The 19,912-nt window shown below is 36.2% G+C and carries 9 protein-coding genes; 2 read left to right on the top strand and 7 right to left on the bottom strand.

What is annotated here, in order from left to right; genetic code table 11:
• Window positions 1–664: 664 nt before the first annotated feature.
• The 3 genes from ETU08_RS00590 to ETU08_RS00600 form a co-directional block, all read right to left on the bottom strand.
• Window positions 665–1,540 (bottom strand): tyrosine-type recombinase/integrase, encoded by an 876-nt coding sequence (locus ETU08_RS00590; RefSeq protein WP_146261071.1) that lies wholly within the window; start codon window positions 1,538–1,540, stop codon window positions 665–667.
• A gap of 24 nt (window positions 1,541–1,564) precedes the next feature.
• The gene (locus ETU08_RS00595; RefSeq protein ID WP_146261072.1) at window positions 1,565–2,326 is read right to left on the bottom strand and encodes a tyrosine-type recombinase/integrase; all 762 of its coding nucleotides are present in this window, start codon (window positions 2,324–2,326) and stop codon (window positions 1,565–1,567) included.
• 106 nt (window positions 2,327–2,432) lie between these two features.
• Window positions 2,433–4,583: a CHC2 zinc finger domain-containing protein gene (locus ETU08_RS00600; RefSeq protein ID WP_146261073.1), complete on the bottom strand. Its 2,151-nt coding sequence runs from the start codon at window positions 4,581–4,583 to the stop codon at window positions 2,433–2,435.
• A gap of 196 nt (window positions 4,584–4,779) precedes the next feature.
• On the opposite strand from ETU08_RS00600, the gene ETU08_RS00605 reads away from it, so the two are divergent.
• Both ETU08_RS00605 and ETU08_RS00610 read left to right on the top strand, forming a co-directional pair.
• Entirely contained in the window at window positions 4,780–5,124 is a 345-nt protein-coding gene (locus ETU08_RS00605; protein ID WP_146261074.1) for a helix-turn-helix domain-containing protein, read from the top strand.
• Window positions 5,125–5,339: 215 nt separating this feature from the next.
• Window positions 5,340–5,651 (top strand): hypothetical protein, encoded by a 312-nt coding sequence (locus tag ETU08_RS00610; RefSeq protein WP_146261075.1) that lies wholly within the window; start codon window positions 5,340–5,342, stop codon window positions 5,649–5,651.
• Window positions 5,652–5,688: 37 nt separating this feature from the next.
• Here the strand turns inward: ETU08_RS00610 and ETU08_RS00615 are convergent, their stop codons facing one another.
• The 4 genes from ETU08_RS00615 to ETU08_RS00630 form a co-directional block, all read right to left on the bottom strand.
• On the bottom strand, window positions 5,689–6,123 hold the full coding sequence (locus ETU08_RS00615) for a hypothetical protein (RefSeq protein ID WP_146261076.1): 435 nt from the start codon (window positions 6,121–6,123) through the stop codon (window positions 5,689–5,691).
• Window positions 6,124–6,257: 134 nt separating this feature from the next.
• A complete protein-coding gene (locus ETU08_RS00620; RefSeq protein ID WP_146261077.1) occupies window positions 6,258–6,758 on the bottom strand; it encodes a hypothetical protein in 501 nt (166 codons plus the stop codon).
• Window positions 6,742–16,788, bottom strand: a complete 10,047-nt coding sequence (locus tag ETU08_RS00625) for an RHS repeat-associated core domain-containing protein (protein ID WP_146261078.1) — start codon at window positions 16,786–16,788, stop codon at window positions 6,742–6,744. Before ETU08_RS00625 ends, ETU08_RS00620 begins: the two co-directional genes overlap by 17 nt.
• A 21-nt stretch (window positions 16,789–16,809) precedes the next feature.
• Window positions 16,810–19,899 (bottom strand): DUF8202 domain-containing protein, encoded by a 3,090-nt coding sequence (locus tag ETU08_RS00630; RefSeq protein ID WP_146261079.1) that lies wholly within the window; start codon window positions 19,897–19,899, stop codon window positions 16,810–16,812.
• Between the last annotated feature and the right edge of the window lie 13 nt (window positions 19,900–19,912).

Below are 19,912 nucleotides of genomic sequence, written 5' to 3' on the forward strand. Positions count from 1 at the left end.
GTTATCGCTACAGCCTTATTTCAAATAGCTTCTTCTTGGCTTCAAAGATATACTTTTTTAGCTTTTTTCTGGTAAAAGATAAATGGTTTTTTATGGGTCTGTGATTTTTATTTTTCAGTTGAAAGAAAAAGGTTTAACGGATTTTAAAAAGAACATAGGGCGTTGGGCTTTCGGGGGTGGGCGGTTGTTCTTTTTAAAAACGTTCGTGGTTTTTAAAGGAGGGTTGCGAGTTTTTAAAAACGAGCTTTATGCGTCCAAGCGAGCAGTAAAGCGAGTGTGCAAGCGCGGGCGGTGAGGGCTTGCCAAAAATTAAATCTATCTTCCTTAATTCTTTTTTGGCGATAAAACCGCCCGAAAGCGGGGTTAAGGGTGGTTTACTTCTTTACATGGGTGCTTCGTCCCCGTGGCGCGCAAGCACCTGCCTGCGAGCAAAACCAACAAGCAACGGCGGATGCGACTTTAGGAGCAGACAAGAAAGTTGCGGATGAGGACAAGCGAAACACGTGAAACAGCCAAACGTAAGTGAATTCTTGCAACTGGAGTGCATGGCTGTGTAACTGGGTTTGAGCGCGGACGAATGCCTTTGCAATGGGCCTCTGAGTTTGTATGCTGTTTGTTGTAAGTGATAGGGTTGAGTGGGTAGTTTGTTTTTGACTCTGATTGTTCAAAGTGGATGGTATTTTGCTAGGTCTTGTTTGAGCTTCTCTAAATGGGTTAGGTCTAGTTTTTCTAAGCTTTTTATACTTCTATAGCCTGCGTTGTATTGGGCTTGGATTAGATTACTTTGTTTGATCCATAGGGATATTCGGCTATATCTTAGGGTGAGTTGTTTTTCTATTTTTATCTGCTTGTTTATTGCTTTTGTAATACTGCTGAATTTAGTCTTTTCACTTGTTGGAAATAGCTTTTTTGTTGTTTCTTGTGTTTTTACTTGTCTTAGTATTTCTTTTCTGGTTTGGGTTAGGTAATTTGCTAGTGCTGGTATTTGGTTAGGATTTAGTTTTAAGGTTCTTTTATTTCGCTTGTAACTATTTACTTTAGGGACTTTAATATGCCTTTTTTTGATATCTATATCTTGTATTTCTAATTTACTTAGGGTGGTATTATCTAAGGCCTGATAAATTATTAATCCTAGAATAACTTTATTTCTTTGTCTGTAGGGTTCTAGTCTTTTTATTGGCTTATCGCTGGGGTATTGTTCATATATTTCTGTAAGTTCCTGTTCGGTTAATAGTCCTTGGATTATAGGTTTAGTTTCGGGTTTAATCCTAAAGTGTCTTATGGGATGATCTTTTCTTTTTTTTGTCTCTACTAGGTAATTGTAATATTGTTCTAAGGTTTGTATTTGGTTATTCAGTGTTTGTATTTTGTATTTTTTCTTCTGTATTTCTATAAGTTTTAATACTTCTTTACTCGTTAAGTTTTCTAAGGTTTGATTTTTTAGGCATTGGTTTTTCCAGTTTTCTATTTGTGATTGTTTGTCTTGCAGGGTTCTTTCTGAATAGGGGTATTGGGTTTGTAAATAGTCTATAAAGTTCATCTGTCTTTCGTTAGTGCTTAGTTTTTACTCATTTCTGTTTATTTCTGCTAAATGGGTATACCTTTGGGTGCTTTCTATACTGGTATGGCCTAGGTATTTTCCTATTTGTTCTATGTCCATGCCTCTTTGTAATAAGTGACTGGCTATACTGTGTCTGAGTAAATGGGGATAAATTCTTTTTTTTATGGTTGTTCTTTTTACTATTCTTTTTAGGTTTTGATAGATTCCATCGGGGATTAGGTCTCCTTTTAGGCCTTGGAGTAGTTTTCTTCCTTTATTGATGGGTCTTTCTTGATTTATATAATGGGTGATAATTTGTTGGGTTTTCTTATTTATGGGTATTTGTCTTTGTTTTTTTGTCTTACTTTTTCTTATCAGCACTATGTTTTTAGTTAAATCCAGGTCTTCTAATTCTAGGTTAGATGCTTCGCTTAGTCGTAAACCTAAGCTATATAAGCAATGGATAACTACTTGTTCTCTTAATGTTTTACAACCTTGTTCTAGTTCTCTTATTTCTTCTAGGGTTAGTACTTCTATTTTTGATAGGGTCTTTTTGTAATGTTCTGGGGATAAATGGATGTTTTGGTTTTCTACTTGGTTTAAATAATTTATATAAACTTTCTTTTGATAATAATAGAGTTGTTGGGTATTGTTTGTTAATTGTTGTTGGGAATTTTTCTGATTTATATGGTTTTTTGCTGTTCTTAAGAGTCCTCGAATGGTACTGGATTGATAGCCTTTGATCTCTAAGTATTTTTTATAATTCTGTATTCTTTCTTCTGGCATCGTAAGTGTTTTTAGGTTAGTCTTTTTTGGAATTTGGATCAGCTGGGGTTTAATATATTGATTGTCTTTTGTTTATATTGCTTTTGGGTGTTCCAAAGCTGTTCTTTTACTGTTCCATTTTTAGTTTTTCTATTTGCTTCTGTAATTGTTCTTTTATGTTCTTTCTTAGTTTTTGGTAATCGTCCCAATAAAGGATCTTGTATTTAATTCCTACTCGTTCATGCCCGCCTATGGGTTTGATATAGTCTAATTCTTTTAAATTTTGAATATATCTGAACATCTGGGTTTTACTGATGTTTAAGGTTTGTCTTACTTCTCTTAAGTAAAATTCTTGGTTCTTGTCTTTGAGGTATTTTTTTAGTCTTTCGTAAAACTGCCTAAGGCTTCCGTCTAGTTCGTCTATTTTTAATAATATACTTTCAAAGAGGATTTGGGTGGCTTGTTCTAAGTCTTCGATCTCCGTGTAGATCTTACCGTCTTTATAGGTTCTGTTTTTTTGATTTAAGTAGGTGATTTGTCTTATGATACTTTGGTACATTTGGTTGAGTCTTCGGATTTTATGGACTTCTTCGGGGAGTTCTAATTTGGTGGCGTAGGGATTGATGACTTCTACTTGTTGTAGGTTTCTGAGGTAGTTCTGTAATTTTTCTTTGGCTTGTTTTTCTTGGGTTTGGCTGACTTCTCCTGCGTATTTTTGGTTTTGGTATTCTATGATCTTCTTGCTTTGCTGGGTGCTTTCGTCTACGGCGAGGATAAAGCTTCGACTGATGTTGTCTTCGTATACATCGGCTTTGGTGGTGGCGCTGAGGGAGCTGAATACTCCTCGTACTTTTTTATGGGTGCTTTTAATGTTGCCTTTTTTGTCTTTGATACTCACACTACTGCTTAACTGTTGGTTACTGATAAGTTCTCTTAGGGAGTATAGGGCTTCTTCTTTGAGTCCGTCTAGGTCTTCGATGACCATGAGTTTGCCCACCAGATCCCATTCGCCCCAGTTGTACAGACTGCTTTCGGTGATTCTTGTGAATTTGAGTACGTCTTCTTGGGGGATGAGCTGGGCGATTTTACTGATTAAATGGGTTTTTCCGCTTCCGCTACTGCCTTGCACGATGGCGTGTAAGGGGCTTTGGGTTTTGTAACTACTGGCAATAATGAATAATAGTAGTCGGGTGTTTTCTTCGCCGATAATGCCACTCTTTCCTATCAGGTGATTGATCTGATCTAGGCTTAGGTGTTCTGTTTTTGGTGAATTTTGGTTAGTTGTTTCTTGTTCTGACTGTTCTCTGGCTTCTTGTTTTTCAATTGATAAGATAAGTTCTTTTCTTTGTTCTAGGAGTTGGGTAAAGATTTCTGGATTGTGTAATTGTAATACTTCGTTAATGTCTTTAGAGGGTAAATCTACTTGGGTAATGGTAGATTTGGGTTGTATCTTTAATAATTCTTGGGCGAGTTTGTGGCTGGCTTGTTGGCCTGCCTGGTCATTGTCATAGATTATTATTATTTCTTCTAGGTGTTGGAGTTCTTTGATTGCCTGCCTGTGTTCCTGGGTAAAGCCGTTTACTCCGTAACAAGAGAGTAAGCTGTAAGTGTTAAGGGCTAAGGGAATTGGTAATAAACTGGCGGTATCTATAATGCTTTCTGTTAGGATTAATATCTTAGTTTCGGGATCTGGATAACAGGGATATAAGCCTTGGCGGTTTTTTAAATAAAAGTGTTTGTTTTCTGCTTCTGCTTTGATACTTCTTCCGTACAGGCTGACGATTTTGTGGTTGGGATCTTTGAGGGGAAACACTATGCAGTTAACTAGTCCTTTATACGTCCTGCCGTTGTAACCGATTTCTAGTTTTTGATAGTCTAGGGCTCTTTGCTGGGTATAGGTTCTGGCAGTTTTGCTTTGTCTTAAGTTGCTCTTCATTTTGTAAAAGAGTTCTTCTAGTCTATCTAGGGGGATTTCTTGGTATTCTTTGCTTCTTTGGATCTTATGGCTTAGATCGGTTAATTGACTGGCTTTTAACAGGGCTTCGTGTTTGGTTAAGTTTTCTTTGTACATAATAAAGTCGATCACATCTATGACTTTATTAGACTGCTGGCAATTTCCGCTGTAACATCGAACCGTATGGGTATCGGGGAAGATTTGCATACTCGGGGTTTTATCGTCGTGGAAGGGGCAACAACAACTGTTGTTCTTTACTTGGATCTGATAATGTTCCAATACTTGCCTTATGGTTAGATTTTGCTTGATCTCTTGGATAGTCATAACTTATTGTTTTGGGGTGACTAAGTTTTTTAAAAATATTTTCTGATACTTTTTTGTTTTGCAATAATACATAATTGTTTTAATATATAAAATACTTATGTTTTATCTTTTATCAACTTTGTTTTAAATAGTCTTCATTTTACGTATTTTTGCTATCATTAAGGTTTCATCTTAATACTTTTAATAAGCAATATAAATGTCTGTTAGTACTAGAATTAAGGATTTAAGAGGTAAAAATAATCTTACTCAATCTGAGCTGGCTCAGAGGGTAGGGCTTACTTATATTCAAATTGGTAGATATGAGAAGGGTAAAAGTTCTCCTTCTGCGGATGTGTTACAGAAGCTTGCTGATGCTTTGAATACTTCTACTGATTTTTTAATGAATGGGAGTTCTGAGATGGTGGATGCTCAACTTGCTGATAAGGAACTCTTGAAACAGTTTAAGGAAGTGGAAGCTATGAATGAGCAAGATAAGCATTTGGTAAAAACGTTTTTGGATGCTTTTATTACTAAAAAAAAGATTCAGAAATTGGCTCTATAAGGTAATTGGTTAAATATCTATTATAAATAAAGCTCCTTTTTTATAAGGAGCTTTTTATTTTATTTTTATACTTTTGTAGGGCAAACCAATTTTATCGTACCAATCATGTTTATTATTAATCACAATAAGGCAGGCACACAGGTGAAAGTCCTCGTACTACTTAGCGATAAGTTGGTTTGCAGTGACCTGCTGTCTTTTAATTTAAATTCTTTTTTATGCAAACCGAAAATGTACAAAACAAAAATGAAAATCTTAACAATGATTTTTCTAATGAAAACAAAAACCTTAACCCTAAAGACTTCTTAAAGTCTCTGGAAAATTTTCCATTTATAGAAACCTACCAAGAATTGGGTTTTACTCTTAAATCGCTCTGTAAAGTAACCCAAACGGCTCTTATGATGGACGGCTCCTATCCCAATCTTTCTGTGCATAAGCCTTGGGATATTTATAACATCCTTAACCTTATTCATTCTCTTATCCCTGATAGCGAATGGGAACTATTAGACAGGTTAAATAAAAAGGATTAATAACAAAAAGCCTGATATAACATCAGGCTTTTTTCAATTATTCAATCTCAAAAGATTTTGGATATTTTTGACTATGACTAGAAATAGGATCATCCAAAAGTTTTAAACTAAATCTTGACGCACTTAAAGATATATTACCTCTATCTGTATATATTACATAATCCCATAAGTAAACTTCTTTATTTGGTGCTAACCTTTGATTATCTCTAACAAAGGCTGACATAATCATTCCAATATTATTTTCATAATTTAAATCAATCTTTAATTTTGATATATTTTCAAATACTATGATAGCAGGAGAAACTAAAAATGAATATAATCCTTGACTTCTATCCAAATTCCATTCTAATATATAATCTAGCCTTATTGAAAACAAAGGCTCTTCATCTGGAAAAGAAACTGAATAAATAATATTATCATGAAAATTTAATTCATTAAAATCATGATCAGTCCACTCTCTTAGTACTTTCATTTTGTTTTTAAATATTTATTTAAATAATCAATATAATTTTCATTCATAGGTCTTATCCATGGGAACTGCTAGACAAATTAAATAAAATGGCTTAAAACAAAAACCCCCGCTACAAAGCGGGGGTGTTTATTTTATTACATTAAAGAATTTTCTACTGGAATAAATACAATTTGCTCTGTATTCTGATTGGTTGGAAAGAATGCTATATATAAAAATTTGTTTTTATCATCCCACTTTACTACAGATTTATTTGAAATTTTTGCTATTTTATCCCCTTTAATAATTTCAAAAGAAAAATTAACTAAACCTCTCCTTATACTTGTTATTTTATCATCTATATCAAAAACAAAAGAACTTGTAAAATTCCCTCTGTAAACTAATTTACCATTTGCATATAACAAGATGTAGTCTTTTTCGATAAACTTATATGGATTATTTAAAAATACTCCTTTAATCCTTTCCTTACTAACCTGTTGTATATCTACTGTTTTCTTCTTTAACTCTATTTCATTCTGTGATATCTCAAAAAAATCTAATGAATTAGATTGAAAAGCATTTTTTTTACTTTCACAATTACAAAAAAACATTATAAAAAATATAACAATTACTATTAGTTGACTATTTCCTTTTATCATGATAATATTTTTCTGAAGGGGTTTCTCCATCATTTTTATTACCTCCAACAGGTAAATTCCTACTTCCAAATATGTTAAAACCATTAGCTTTTCTAATGCCTTTGTATATGACACTTTCTCCTTCATTTATTTTAGCATAATCTGACTTACCGTAAAATCCTAATACCTTAGAATTAGTCTGCTCTGCCATATCATACCCTAAAGAAGTTGAAATATCATTATATCCTGTTGGGGTAAATGAATTACAAGTGTATATATCTATAATAGCATTATTAAATGCTTCTGATTTTAATTTAGCTACATGAGCAAATGAAAAAGAAAAAATATCATGATCCTCTTGCCCATGAGCAAACTCCATAGAGCCTACATAACCATGTCCAAATACTGCCATTTCTGTTATTTTATCCGAATTTCTATCATTAGATAAATTTGAGGATGATGGTGATTTAGAATTTATATAATTAGTTAATTCATCCGCTGAGTTAAGAAGTAAAAATTCTGCTCCTTCCCTTTTAGCTATTCTTTGCATCTTATTTATTGCTTTTGTTGAATATCCTGCATTCATAACAACCCATGTTATTTGTTCTGATCCTGCAGAAGCTTTATATACAGATAACTGTTTTATTGCTGGCTCAATAAAATTATATTTATATCTTTTTCCATCATACTCTCCTCCTGATATAATTATTTTCTCTCTTCCATCTGGATCTATACTAACAATTGGATTATTCTCACAATAAGCATAAGGAGTAATATTCGGATATTTCTCAGCTAGAGGATCCACTGACAACCACACGGATTCTCTCGGGTTATAGTATCTAGCACCGTAATAGTATAACCCCGTCTCTTCATCCAACTCTTTCCCGTTGAATAGGTATGGACTATTCCATTGGTTGTTTCGCTCTTCAAGGAACACTTCTCCAAACGGTACATATTCTATGTGTTGCACCACAGCACCGTCAAGATTGGTAATGTAGCTAGAACTTCCTAAATGGTCGGCATGGTAAAAGTATTGCATTCTTTCGTAATCCACATTCCCATTTCCTATACCGGCTTCTAAAGGACTAATTCCTACAGCATCGTTATCTGAACAGCAAAAACCTTGCCCATTTACATAATCGTCGTTGTCTTTTCCATTGTAAGGGACTTCAAAATACGCATAGCTATCTTTGATGTCCTGTATGGTTTGTTGGTATTTGCCTTTCCAGTCGATGGATATACCGTCTAGGTTAGCTCCTGCATACTGTATTCTCCTAGGGTCGGCCCCGTAGCTTTGTAAATCTCCCAGTTTACTTACTACCCTTTGGCTTCCTATGTAATAGTGTTTGGTATATTTACCGGCTTGATTTACCACTAGGTAAGGGTTTACGTAAGCGGAAAAGCTTGCGGTTTGGGTTCTTCCTCCTGCAAAAAGGGAGTTTACGTATACGTGTTCGCTTTCTCCGGAGGTTTTTACTACGCGTTCTCCGGATGCATCGTACCAATAGTTGCTGATGTATCCGTTATCGTCTAGGGCTACCAGTCGGTTTTCTTCGTCCCAACGAAGTTTACGCTCGTTGGTGTGAGTCGTTTCTCTACCGTCTTTCTTGGCTAAAGCGGTATTGATGTAAACCAAGTTGCCGTTGGCGTCGTAGCTATACGCTTTTCTTTCGTTTCTTTTTTCTTCCGGTTTGTTTTCTTCTGTTCTATAGTTGATATCTTCAATTTCAGAAATCTGATTTCTTTTGATTTTGTCGTACGTATACGCCAAGTCGTATCCTGCTTTTAAGCCACCGTTAAACATAATGTTTTTTTGGCTTAGGTGTTGTTTTTTAGTAACTATGTTGTGCAGGTTGTCGTAGCCCATTTCCAAGGTGTAGGAAGCTGTTTTTTGGTCGGCTCCTGTGTAGGTTCCTTGGGCTTGTACTAAACGATACAAACCGTCGTACGAGTATTCGTGTTTCATGGGTCCTCCGGCTAAGGATTGTCCGTTGGCTGGCAAAGCAGTGGCGTTGGTTACACTTAGTACATTGCTTACGGCATCGTACGTGTATTGGTTGTTCATGATTTGACGCTTTCCTCCTGAGGCTTGCGGTGATTTTGGATTGGACCAAACTTGTAAATTCGTCAATCTTCGTCTTTGCGGATCGTAGGTATAACTAGTTTCAGATCCGTTGCAATACTTCAGGTAATTGCGTTGTTCAAATTTATCGTAGCCAATTTTTTCTACGTAGTTGTAGCTATAAGCCTTGCTTCCTTTGAGTTGTACAAGTTGCCCAGCGGTATTGTATTTGTATTCTACCTTTTCTTGATCCGGGTAAATAATATGTTCTATACGGTTCCAGCTGTCGTACTTGGTTTGGGTTACGTAGGTAGCTATGGCTTGGTTAGGAATGACTAGGGTTCTTCTAACCTCGGTAATTTCTCCTAGGCTTCCGTATTTAAATTCTTGCGCTCCGGTTGCATCTTCTTGCAATACTACCCTTCCTACTCGGTTTTCTTTCGCATTTTTATTGCCGTAGTGGTAGGTGACGTTGTTTTGTGGGTTTTGTGGGTAGTTGATATTTGTTAAGCGGGTATAAAAATATTTGTATTCTATTTTTTGCCCTGCTTCTGCCAGGTTAGAAGTTTGGCGAGTGGTTACATTGCCCAAGGCATCGTAGGTAAGGCTTACCGTTCCTGCGCTTGGATGGGTTACTTGCGTTCTTCTTCCGGCTAAATCGTACACCGAGGTGGTTTTTTGCCCTTCGGTATCGGTTACTTCTAACAACTGGTTGATCCGGTCGTACCCAAATTGGGTAGAAATAGTTCCTGAAGGACCGGAAAGTTGATCGGTTTTTAGGGTTAAGCCAGAGCCATTGGTATAGGTGGTTTGTTTTCCGCCCATGGCATCGGTAACCGTGGTTACCAAAGTACGCGTAGAGGCATCTATACCGTAAGCGACGGAACTGCTGCTCTTGTCTGGTAAAAGGGTTTGCACCGCTCTATCCATGACATCGTAACGGGTACGGGTAGGGGTAACCTTGTCAAAATTTCGGTTGAAAATCAGTTTTTGGGAAAGATCTTCGGTTACCGGGTAGTAACTGGCGGATACTCTTCCGTAAGGATCTAAAGAGTTTCTACCGCTTACAATCCAAACTTCTTTTTCTTTGGGGTTGCTACCGCTGGCATCCGTTTCGGTAATTACTCCTTCTTTTTTTACTTGTAAGGCACGCCCTACTCCGTCTACAAAACTAACCGTTTCAATGTCGTTGCCTTTGTGTTGCGGATCGTAATGTTTGGTAATGGCATATGCCGGGTTTTTAATTTCTCCGTTGGAATCTATCTCTGCGACCGGGTGATACTCAAACTTAATGGTGTACGGCAAGCCTTGTTCCATTTCGTTGGGCCCTGTAATGGTTTGCACTCTCCCTAAATTGTCTAGGGTGGTAGCCATATAGTAACCGTTGTAATCTTTGGTGCTTAGTGGCATTCCATAACGGTAGTCGTAATTTTCTAACTCACTGGTATAGCCGTAGGCATCGTCGATTCTTTCAAGGTACATGTGGTAATCTCTGTCGTAACGGTATTTGTACCACATACGTTCGCCGTTGGCGTTGGCCGGTAGAGTTTTTTGGGTGATATTCCCGTATTTATCGTAAACAATATCGGTGGTGGCTACCTCTCCTTCGTCGTTCAATTTTTGGCTGACTTGTGTAAGGTGGTTGGCGTAGTTGGTGTCATAGGTTGCCTTTACCTCTCGGTACTGCTTACCGTCGCTTCCTATCACTTGTACTTGTACGGGCAATCCGTAAATATTTTTAGCGGGGTTGGAGGTATAAGTAATTTTGGTTTGGTAGTTGTAACCACCGGTTCCGTTTTCTCCTAGGTTTCCTTGGTCGCTGTATTTATAGGCTAAAATTTCTCCGTATTGTTGGGTAATATCGTATTGATAGAAGGATTCACTGGTTACTATTCCTAGGTCTTGTCCTTCGTAAGCCATACTTTTGGTGTATTTTAACGGGGTATATGCGGATTGATTGTCTGAACATAGTTCGGTAGTGGTAATCGCATAGGCATTGGCTCCGTTTTGTTTTACTTCGTAAGCGTAGTATACGTTAAGGGTTTCTGCGTATTTCTTCCCTTGGGCATCTTCTACCCAGCTTCTTAGGGTATTTCCGGCGGTGTAATAGTTGTTTACGTCGTACTCTTGGATACTTTTTCTATAAAGTGCATTGGAATTTTCGGTATCTACACTTAGGGTTTCCACTCTTCCAAATCCTAAGAACTCCCGTTCGTGTCGGTCTTGTTTTCCTTGGCTGTAACGGTATTCTACCCGGGTATTTGCCCCGTCATCGTTGATTCCGTCGTTAGTTTCCACCGCGGAAAGCACCCATTTACCTGCCGGATGGTCATAAGTAGCCTCGGAACGGTTATAATCTAAAGTGAAGCTTCCACCGATAGGGTTATATACGGTTTTTAACTTGTTGGTTTTTCCTATGGTAGAGCGTTGTACCTGCAAACGATCTTCCCGATCGGAGGTTACCACGTCTAAAAATCCATCACCGTCAATGTCTTGTAAATCCTCTAAAGTACGACTCATACTTTGCCCTATATTAACCGAAGGATTCAAGGCTAATTTTAATGGCGGTAGGGTTGGCAAAGTCATTTTAAATGTTAATGCGCTGTTTATAGATTCAGATACGGAAGATGAATTATTGATTTCTGAAAGTCCTTCCCACAATATTTCATCTGCAAAGGAATTTCCTTTATTTAAAGAAACATGGATTTTAGAACCTTCTAATCGTACTTTATCTACTAGACCGTCTCCATTAAGATCCATCAAGGCAAAATTGGTATGGGTTTTATTATTACTTAGTCCTATTCCTCCGGACCAACTTCCTTCATCAATAGCAAAACCTAAACTCAAACTATTATTGCTTCCTTTCCCTGACCTTATTTCACTAATATCCCAATCCAAGGGTTCGGTAAATTCATAGCCTAAATTTAAACGAATTTGTTTATTTCTTAAAATTTTATCCGGCAACCCATCTCCATTTACATCCGTGAAACTATCAATTGCCTCATCTTCATTAAAATTCTTATCCCCTCCTGGTATTAAATAAGGGGTATTCTTAGCATTATTTAAAGATATTTCAGCATCATCAGCTTCTTTTACAGCTTTAACTAATGATGCAATTTTATCAAAGAGTGTTTTTCCTTTGAATGAACCTTTTATATTAGCAGTAGCTGATTCTAATCTAGCTGCTTTAGAAGCTATAGAACTTGCATGCGTAGGATTACCTCCTAAACCTACTGATGCAGATTTAGATTCACTATTATGAAAACCAGCATATCCATTCTTGGAAGTAACTATTTCTCCATCAAAACCTCCTTGGGTGTTGGTTAACTGTACTTGTCTTTTGGAAATAATATCCGGATATCCATCCCCATTCAAATCTTGAAAAGCCAATAAGGTTTGGTCGGCTCCCTCTGCTGTACTTAAAGTACCTTTTAACGAACCACCAGCTTCAATCATAACCGATTTACTTTCACTCTTCGATTCCTGCCTTACTCCTATTCCTCCACTACCGGTAATACAAGTACCTTCTAAATTTCCTACTCCACTTAAACCAGACAATGGATTGTCCAAAATCACGTCTTTTTGTCCTAAACGGGAAGCCGTCATTATTTTTTGATGAATACCTACTTCTGCATCATTCCCTTGCCAATAGGTTTTATTCACCGCATCTAAATGCATAGGGATAAAGACCATTTTTCTAGGATCTACATTCGGATCATTTTCTGATTGAGGCAATACCAATAAATTTTCTTTGATGGGCTGGTTGGCTCTGCCTTCCATGGAATTGTAAGAAAAATGTCCCCATTGGCGATGCAACGGTCCAAATCCTTGCAAATCCCAGTTTCTATATACGGAGGCTAAAGCATTGGTTTGTGCATTTAGGCTATCGGTAAGTATAACTTTTACCGTGGCTAAATTTTGCAAGCCTTCTCGGTTGGCATCGGCAGAATACAATTCTACCCAAACCGGACCTTGCGGTAAATCCAAATCCTGTTCAGCTCCTTCTCCTAAGCTTCCATTAGCCATTTGTAAGTTACCGGTGTAGAAAACACCCTTTTCATTTTTGGCTTTGACTTGAAAACTTCCGTTGATTTTATTTTTTATTTCAGGAGTAATTCCAACCTTGGGGGTGATTTCTATTTTTAGTTTCCCCTTCCCTTTAGTGGCTACGGTTTGTACCGTACCCGGATGCACCAAACTTTCATACGTTGCATTTACTTTTACGGAAGCGAGTTGGGTTTGCTCAATGGTTTGGGGTGTTCCTTCTGGGGTTTCTATGGTACGTGTAAAATAAACCACCGGTTGAAAGCTTATTGTTTCCCAAGCTAGGTAGGAAGGAGATTCCATCTCTATTTGCATTACATCCTTCAAACTTGGGTTGGAAATAGGTATGACCCATTCTCCCTGATGAGTTTCTGTGGCTTGAAAAGTTTTTTCATAAGCCAATGCCTTCTCCTCTCCCATAAACACTTTAAGGGTTACCACATCGGAAGTTACCGGTTTTGTAAAATTCCCCTTAATAGTTAGAGAGTCTACTCCGGGAACTACCGTATATCCATCATAGTAGTTCAAAGTTTCGGTAGCTGCCGTATAGATGGTTGGATAGGCATTGGCATCTGTTCCTCCATTGATGTTGTTATATTTAATAGTAGGGTTCCATTCCACGCGGTCAAAATCACCGTTGGAATTTTCCTGTATTCCCGATTGTACCCTAAAATAGATTCGATCTCCGGCTTTTACGGAAAGATTGGCAGTAGCTATATCTTTCGGTGAGTAATCGTCTCTGTTGATTACGAAAGATTTTATCTCGCTCTGATTTTTTTGCATGGCTACACGAACCCCGTCTGCTTTAGCAAAAGATTCTGGATCATACCCTGCTTGCGGAGCTAATAGAGTGGCTGTACCGCTTACATTTATACTACCGTCATACGGAGCAAGCCATACGCGGACAGCATCTTGCAAAGGATTGTTGGCTATGAGTTCAGCTTGTTCTTCGGGATCTACCTGTGTATCGGAATCATCAATCACTCCCCCGCCTTTGATCGGGCTTGGGGTATCGGCACTGCTAAGGGTAAAGGTAGGAACCAAATTGCCTTGTGCATCTTTTTCTATATGGTTAAAATAGACTTTGCTTCCGACTACTAAATCAACCAACCCATCTCCATTGACATCGGTAAAATAACGACTTGTTTTAGATTTTGATTGTTGAAAATCTGTTCCGATAGTAGCTGTTTTTTCTTTGGGTTCACCTTCTGCCTGTCCTTTTCCCACGATAGCCTTAGCACCAAAAGAAGTAGCATTGGAATATGAAGTTGAAAACTGACTGGCTCCTTGTATTCGAATTGGCTCGCCAAAGGTTCCGTCTCGATGTCCGGGACGATAATGCATCCCTCCTACTAAATCATCCACAAATACCTTATCCGGCATTCCATCTCCATTAATGTCTATTAAAGTAGATACTCCCTTACTTTCGGAATAAGAATAATTTAAGCTAGCTCCTATTGTTCTAATTTTAGATGGCTTTCCATCTTCTAGACCTATTCCTACATATATTGAACCTGACTTATTTTTTGTTTTAGATCCCCCTAAAGCGGTTGGCTTATCAGAAAAATCTCCAGTGGTTTGTAATGCTGATAAAGGGTTAACAAAGCCTGCAGATAATCCGTCGTTATGGGTATTCCAAGTTTCGCTGGGCTGATAATAACCGCCTTGTTCTTCTACGGTATTGTAATAATCAAAAGTATTATAGGTAAATTGTGCTCCTTGGTCGTCTTTATGTATTACTTTGTTAAGTAAGTCGGTAAAGAAAGCACCTTCTTTATATTCAAAACTATATTCTCTTAGTTTACGTCCTTCAAAATCTATTTCTACATTGGTTAGCAATTGATTTTGAGAGGTTAAATATCCGTAACGAGCATTGTTGGTTTGCTTTTGTTTGGTTTTTCCACGGGTTAATTTTACGACCGTATGGGCTTTTTCTCCTTTATTCCCGGCTTGTACTTCTCTTAAGTACAAGGATTTAGAGGTTAAGCCACCACGTACGGGTTCTTCTACTTGGTCGTAGTAATATTCTATCCAATCTCCGTGTAGTTCTTCTACCCGAGACAATTTCCATTCAGAAATTACTTCTTGTTTTTCCCCCTTAATATTGGTAAAAGTACCTTTTAAAACTCCGTTGTTTCCACCATAGGTATATTTGGTTCCTTTTCTATCGGTGACCTCCCAAGTATAATTGGAGGGAGAATTTCCTTTTCTTTGAATTTTAGCAAAGCTACCTTCTTTTCTTGGAAAGAAAAAACGATCGGCTTGTCTGGCAATTTTTTCTCCTCGGTGTGCAACACTGCTTTTTCCATCTGGTCCTTGGGTAACCAATTGGCTTCCATCCATTACATAGGTTTCTGTCTCTAAATTTACGTCGTACCTAGGCACCCCCCAACGGGTTTCTATGGATATGGAAGGGGTATTTAAATCCCAGCCTTCTCCTAATAGTCCGGAACCGCCGTCACTGTTGTATTGGATTCCTAAGGAAGGGCTCATTCCATTTCGTGCCGGTGGCATTTCAAAGCTATAGCCCATGCCTGCACTCCCTCGGTTGTTGGCTTGTGGGGGAGCTACTTGGTTTACTTTTGCTAACGGATCTGCAACTTTAATATCGCTTAAGGTAGTAGGTGTAAAACCACTGGTTTCCGGGGATTCAGGGGCTTGAATCACTCCGTTGATCATATCTGTAAAATGCGTAGTTTTAGATATAATGACTTGGTTTTGTGTATCGACACTATCTCTTTCTAATGAAACCCAATGTTTGGTATTTAGATCAAAATAATAGGTTTTTATGTCTTGTTCGGTATATCCGTTGGGAATCTTGGTACGGTCGTACGGAAGTTTTACTATTGCTGGTTTGGAAAAATGTTCTCCGTGTGGTAAAAAACGAAAGGCTACAGATTTAGCCGTTACATTTTGCATTCCCATATCTAGTGTTGGAATATCCGTATAACGTAGATTTTGTATACGAATTAATTGATTAGACCAAAGATCTTTTCCTGCAATGGTTAACGAGGCTCCTAGAAAGTTTATTTCATTGCTTTCTTTTTGTTTACTAAACCATTCTTGGCTTTGATTGGGTACAAAGGTTTCCTTAAAAACAAATTTGGGCTTGCCTTTCAATAAATTTGAAGTTTGGGTTTGTCTTTTCCCTTCTATAGATAATTCTACTTGTGGGAAATGCCCAGATAATACTGTTTCAAATTCTCCTTGAAAACTTTTTACCAACTGACCTTGGATTTGAATTTCTCGGTCTTTACCATCTAAAAAGTATCCTTTTACATAGGTATCTCCATTTTCGTAAGCATAGCTATTCCAATGTAACTCTTCTACGGTAGAAGTGGTATTTTCAACTTCTATTTTTAGATTTTTAATTTTATAGCCGTAAGTAGCATTGTTGGGTACACTAAAGAAAATATGATTTACTCCCTCACGTAACCAATCGCTATTGATTTCTTCTTTTTGTTTAGTCCATTCGGTGTTGGTTTTAACTAAATATCCTCCGGTCGCCAAACGATCATTGATGCTTTTAGTGACTGAATTTTTATCTTCAACTCCATACAATTCATAAACGATGTAGGCTTTTTGTCCTTTTTCTGGTTTATGATCTACGTATAAGGTGAATACATTGTCTTGAGGGTTGTCAAAATAATGATTAAAAAGAAAACCTATTTCTCCTTCGTTTAGATCGGAGCTATATAGCGTACTCCCTGCTTCTAGAGATTTGGATGGTTTAAAAAATGAATGTTCGTTTTTTAAATCCTCGGTCTCTTCTTTTACTTTTGCTTTACTAGTTTTTCCTTCTGACGAAAAGGTATTTTTTTCATCTGAATTTTCTTTTTTCTCTTTCACTACATGTGGCACATAAGGCGTAAAGCTTTGTATAGCCATAATGAAGAGTAAGAAATAAGATATGTATCGGGCTTTTTTTGCGCTCAATCTCATCATCACAGTAATTTTTATTATTCGTTAGTTTATCGTTATTTTTTTGCTAAATTCTCCTTGCTGAGAGAAAACTTTTAATATATACACTCCCTTATTTAACCCATTTATATCCACCGTGTGTTCCTTTTTACTTTCTGTAATGTCTTGACTATAAATCATATTTGCAGAAAAATCAAATATAGATAAAGTTATAGGGGATGGTTGATCAAGTTTAATATAAGCGGTAATTTCAGATTGATTTCTAAAGTCTTTATAATAGGTAGTTAAGTTTTCGTTTGAAGTTAATGTTATAGGTAAAACTTGAGATTCCTCTTCTTTTTTGTTACAATCTGCCATTAAACTAATCGAATGCTCAATAGAGGTTTCTGATAGTAATTTTGTTGCTGGTTGGGGTTGTATTCCTGAATAATTCCAGTTCAATGGAGTTGCTACATACCCCGGTTTACCATTTTTAACATTGTAAAACCCTCCTATTCTATCATTCAATTGAATCATAAAAAAGCAAAAAGATAAACTAACGGGTTGGGAATAAAAACTAATACCATTTATTCGATAGTATATCGTATATGGGTAACTATAAGTATTTTGTCTATATAGTTGTATTTTATCTCCTTCTTTTATTTTAATCCCAGGCATAGGAGTAACACTTTTAACTCTATTATTTATAAGATAAACCAAACCATCTTTTACTTCAAATCCATATTGTATATAAGTGGTTGGCATAATTCCTGAAATAGGGTTCATTCCCACTTGAAAACTTGGATTAAGATCTCTTACTGTAAATTCAAACAAGCCCCCATCATTAGCACCTCTACTTATAATTTGATGTGCGTAAGCCTTGGGTTCTGCTTCTGTAGAATCGGATATAAAATTAAATCCACCTAATTCTTTTAGTTTTAAAGTATAGTTCCCTTGGGATAAGGAATCTATAGTAAATTTATCTTCATAAAAAACTCCTTCTTTTACCACTTGTTTATTTTCACTATTTACAAGTTGATATTCAAAACCCGGATCTCCTTGTTCTATTTGAATCTCAATTTTTCCATCTTGAGAAGAAGTTTCTAAATTTGGATTACAGCTAGGATTAGTTTTATTAATCTTTGCTATTATATTTGAAGGTCTGTAACCAAAGGTAAAAACATCTTCTTGGTTTTTATCCGTATCAAAAAATATATTATTAAAAATTATTTTATTCCTAGTTAAATCATATTCATCTGATGGAAATAGTTCAATATCTTCCCTTTTAAAATTGCCTGTACCAGATCTATCAATAATTAGATAAGATTGTCCATTTGTAGCATAGTTTGCAAAATCTGAAGCTCTTGTATCTCTATAAGCTAATTCAATTCGGTTACCCATTTCCATAAAACCACCTACACGAAAATTCTTTATACTTGCATCTATATTATTTGCATCTAACCTTAAGGTGACATAAAAGTCTTTATCAATATCATTTTTAGCAATAAAAATTTGAGGCAAAGGTTGACCACTTTGCTGCTTAGGATTACCATCTAAGGAAATAATAATATATTCCTTAGTTTTATCAATCCTTATAATGGAATTAGGATATGCTTTTAAGCTCCAACGATTCGCCCATCTTGTTGAGCCTTCTATAATAGGATAAATATCTCCATTACCATTTATATATATTCCATAATCATGGGTTCCCGCTTGTTCAAAATTATTTTTAGTTCCGAATTTAACAATTGTTCCAGATGAGGGAGAATTTAATGTAAAAGTAACATGTCCTTCATAGCTAGGCAGTGGATTCTCACTAGATATATTTGCTTGCTCATAAGTATTTCTTTTTTTTATAAAAGAAATCTTATAATCATCCAGGACCATTTCTGTATTTGGAGATGCTTCCCATTTCATCCCCATAGGATCAGCATTTAAATTCCCCATATTAGTACTCACCTTCCATTTACGACTCATCGTATTAAATCCTAACAACTCCTCTATCTGCTCTGAAGCTTGCAAACTTTTATTATTATCACCCCAAATAAGATATTCTTTATCATTTAAATGACTAGCGGGAAATTTTTCAATTACTAATAATTTATTTCTATTAGATAAGTTATAGGTGTTTGCATTATCGTACGAATCGCCTTCGGGTAAATAACTAAAATATGGAGCCTCTTCATAAGAGGTTGAAGATATTCTTTGATTTAACCCGCTTTGATCATCTCTAAACAAACCAGCAACTCTGTGGTTATAATTTTTTTGTGAAATAACATCCCATAACAAATGCCCATCACTTCCTAAAAAGGAATTTTCAAGCATAAATCCATATTTAATAGCTAAATAACTTTCTGCTTTAACTCTTTCTAAAGGTGTAAGTATTCTATTATATATAAATAATTCAGGTATATAACCTGTAAATATATCATTAGGATTAAAAGTATTTAAATCAAATGTTGAATTGTTATATTTATTAAATGAATAAAATTTTTCACCAAAGGAAACTATAGCATTATTTTTCTCACCCCAAACGCTTGTTATAGGGCGACTGGTTCTATAATAGGTGAGAGATCTTAAGGTCCTCTCTTTATATTTAACTATATTTGACTCTGGACTTTTCCCTGGATGGAACATCAAATCATAACCATACTCATCTCCATATTCTAGTAATCCTCTCTTACTTTCTGTACTATTAACAATTTTATCTTTATCAATAATAAATCCTTTACCTTCAACTCCATTCATTGCTAAAATGAAACTTGGTTTTTGAAATGAATATTCATTTGCAAATTCATATTCTGCAAAAGCTCCAATAAGTGTAGAAGTAGATAAGTTTGAATTTACGATTTCAAATTCCTTACTTAACTGAGAATTTATAAATCTTAATGCAGGATTGAAGTTAAAAAATCTTGCAAACCAAGTTCTTGAAACTATATATTCTGAATCTTCATTATAATACTTTACTTTTGAGAAGTCTCCAGAAAAATCTTTCCATTGATAACCTGCATGAAGATCTGCATTCTGATCCCAAGGCACGGTTTTCATCCAAAGTACAGTTCCCTGCACTCCACCCGGAGCTATTGAATCTAATTTTTGTGAATTTAAATTTAAAAAAATAAACGAAATTATAGAGAATAAGTAAAATTTATTCATAGTCTACCTTTAT

Source organism: Apibacter muscae, from assembly GCF_007845635.1.
GTDB classification, from domain to species: Bacteria; Bacteroidota; Bacteroidia; order Flavobacteriales; family Weeksellaceae; genus Apibacter; species Apibacter muscae.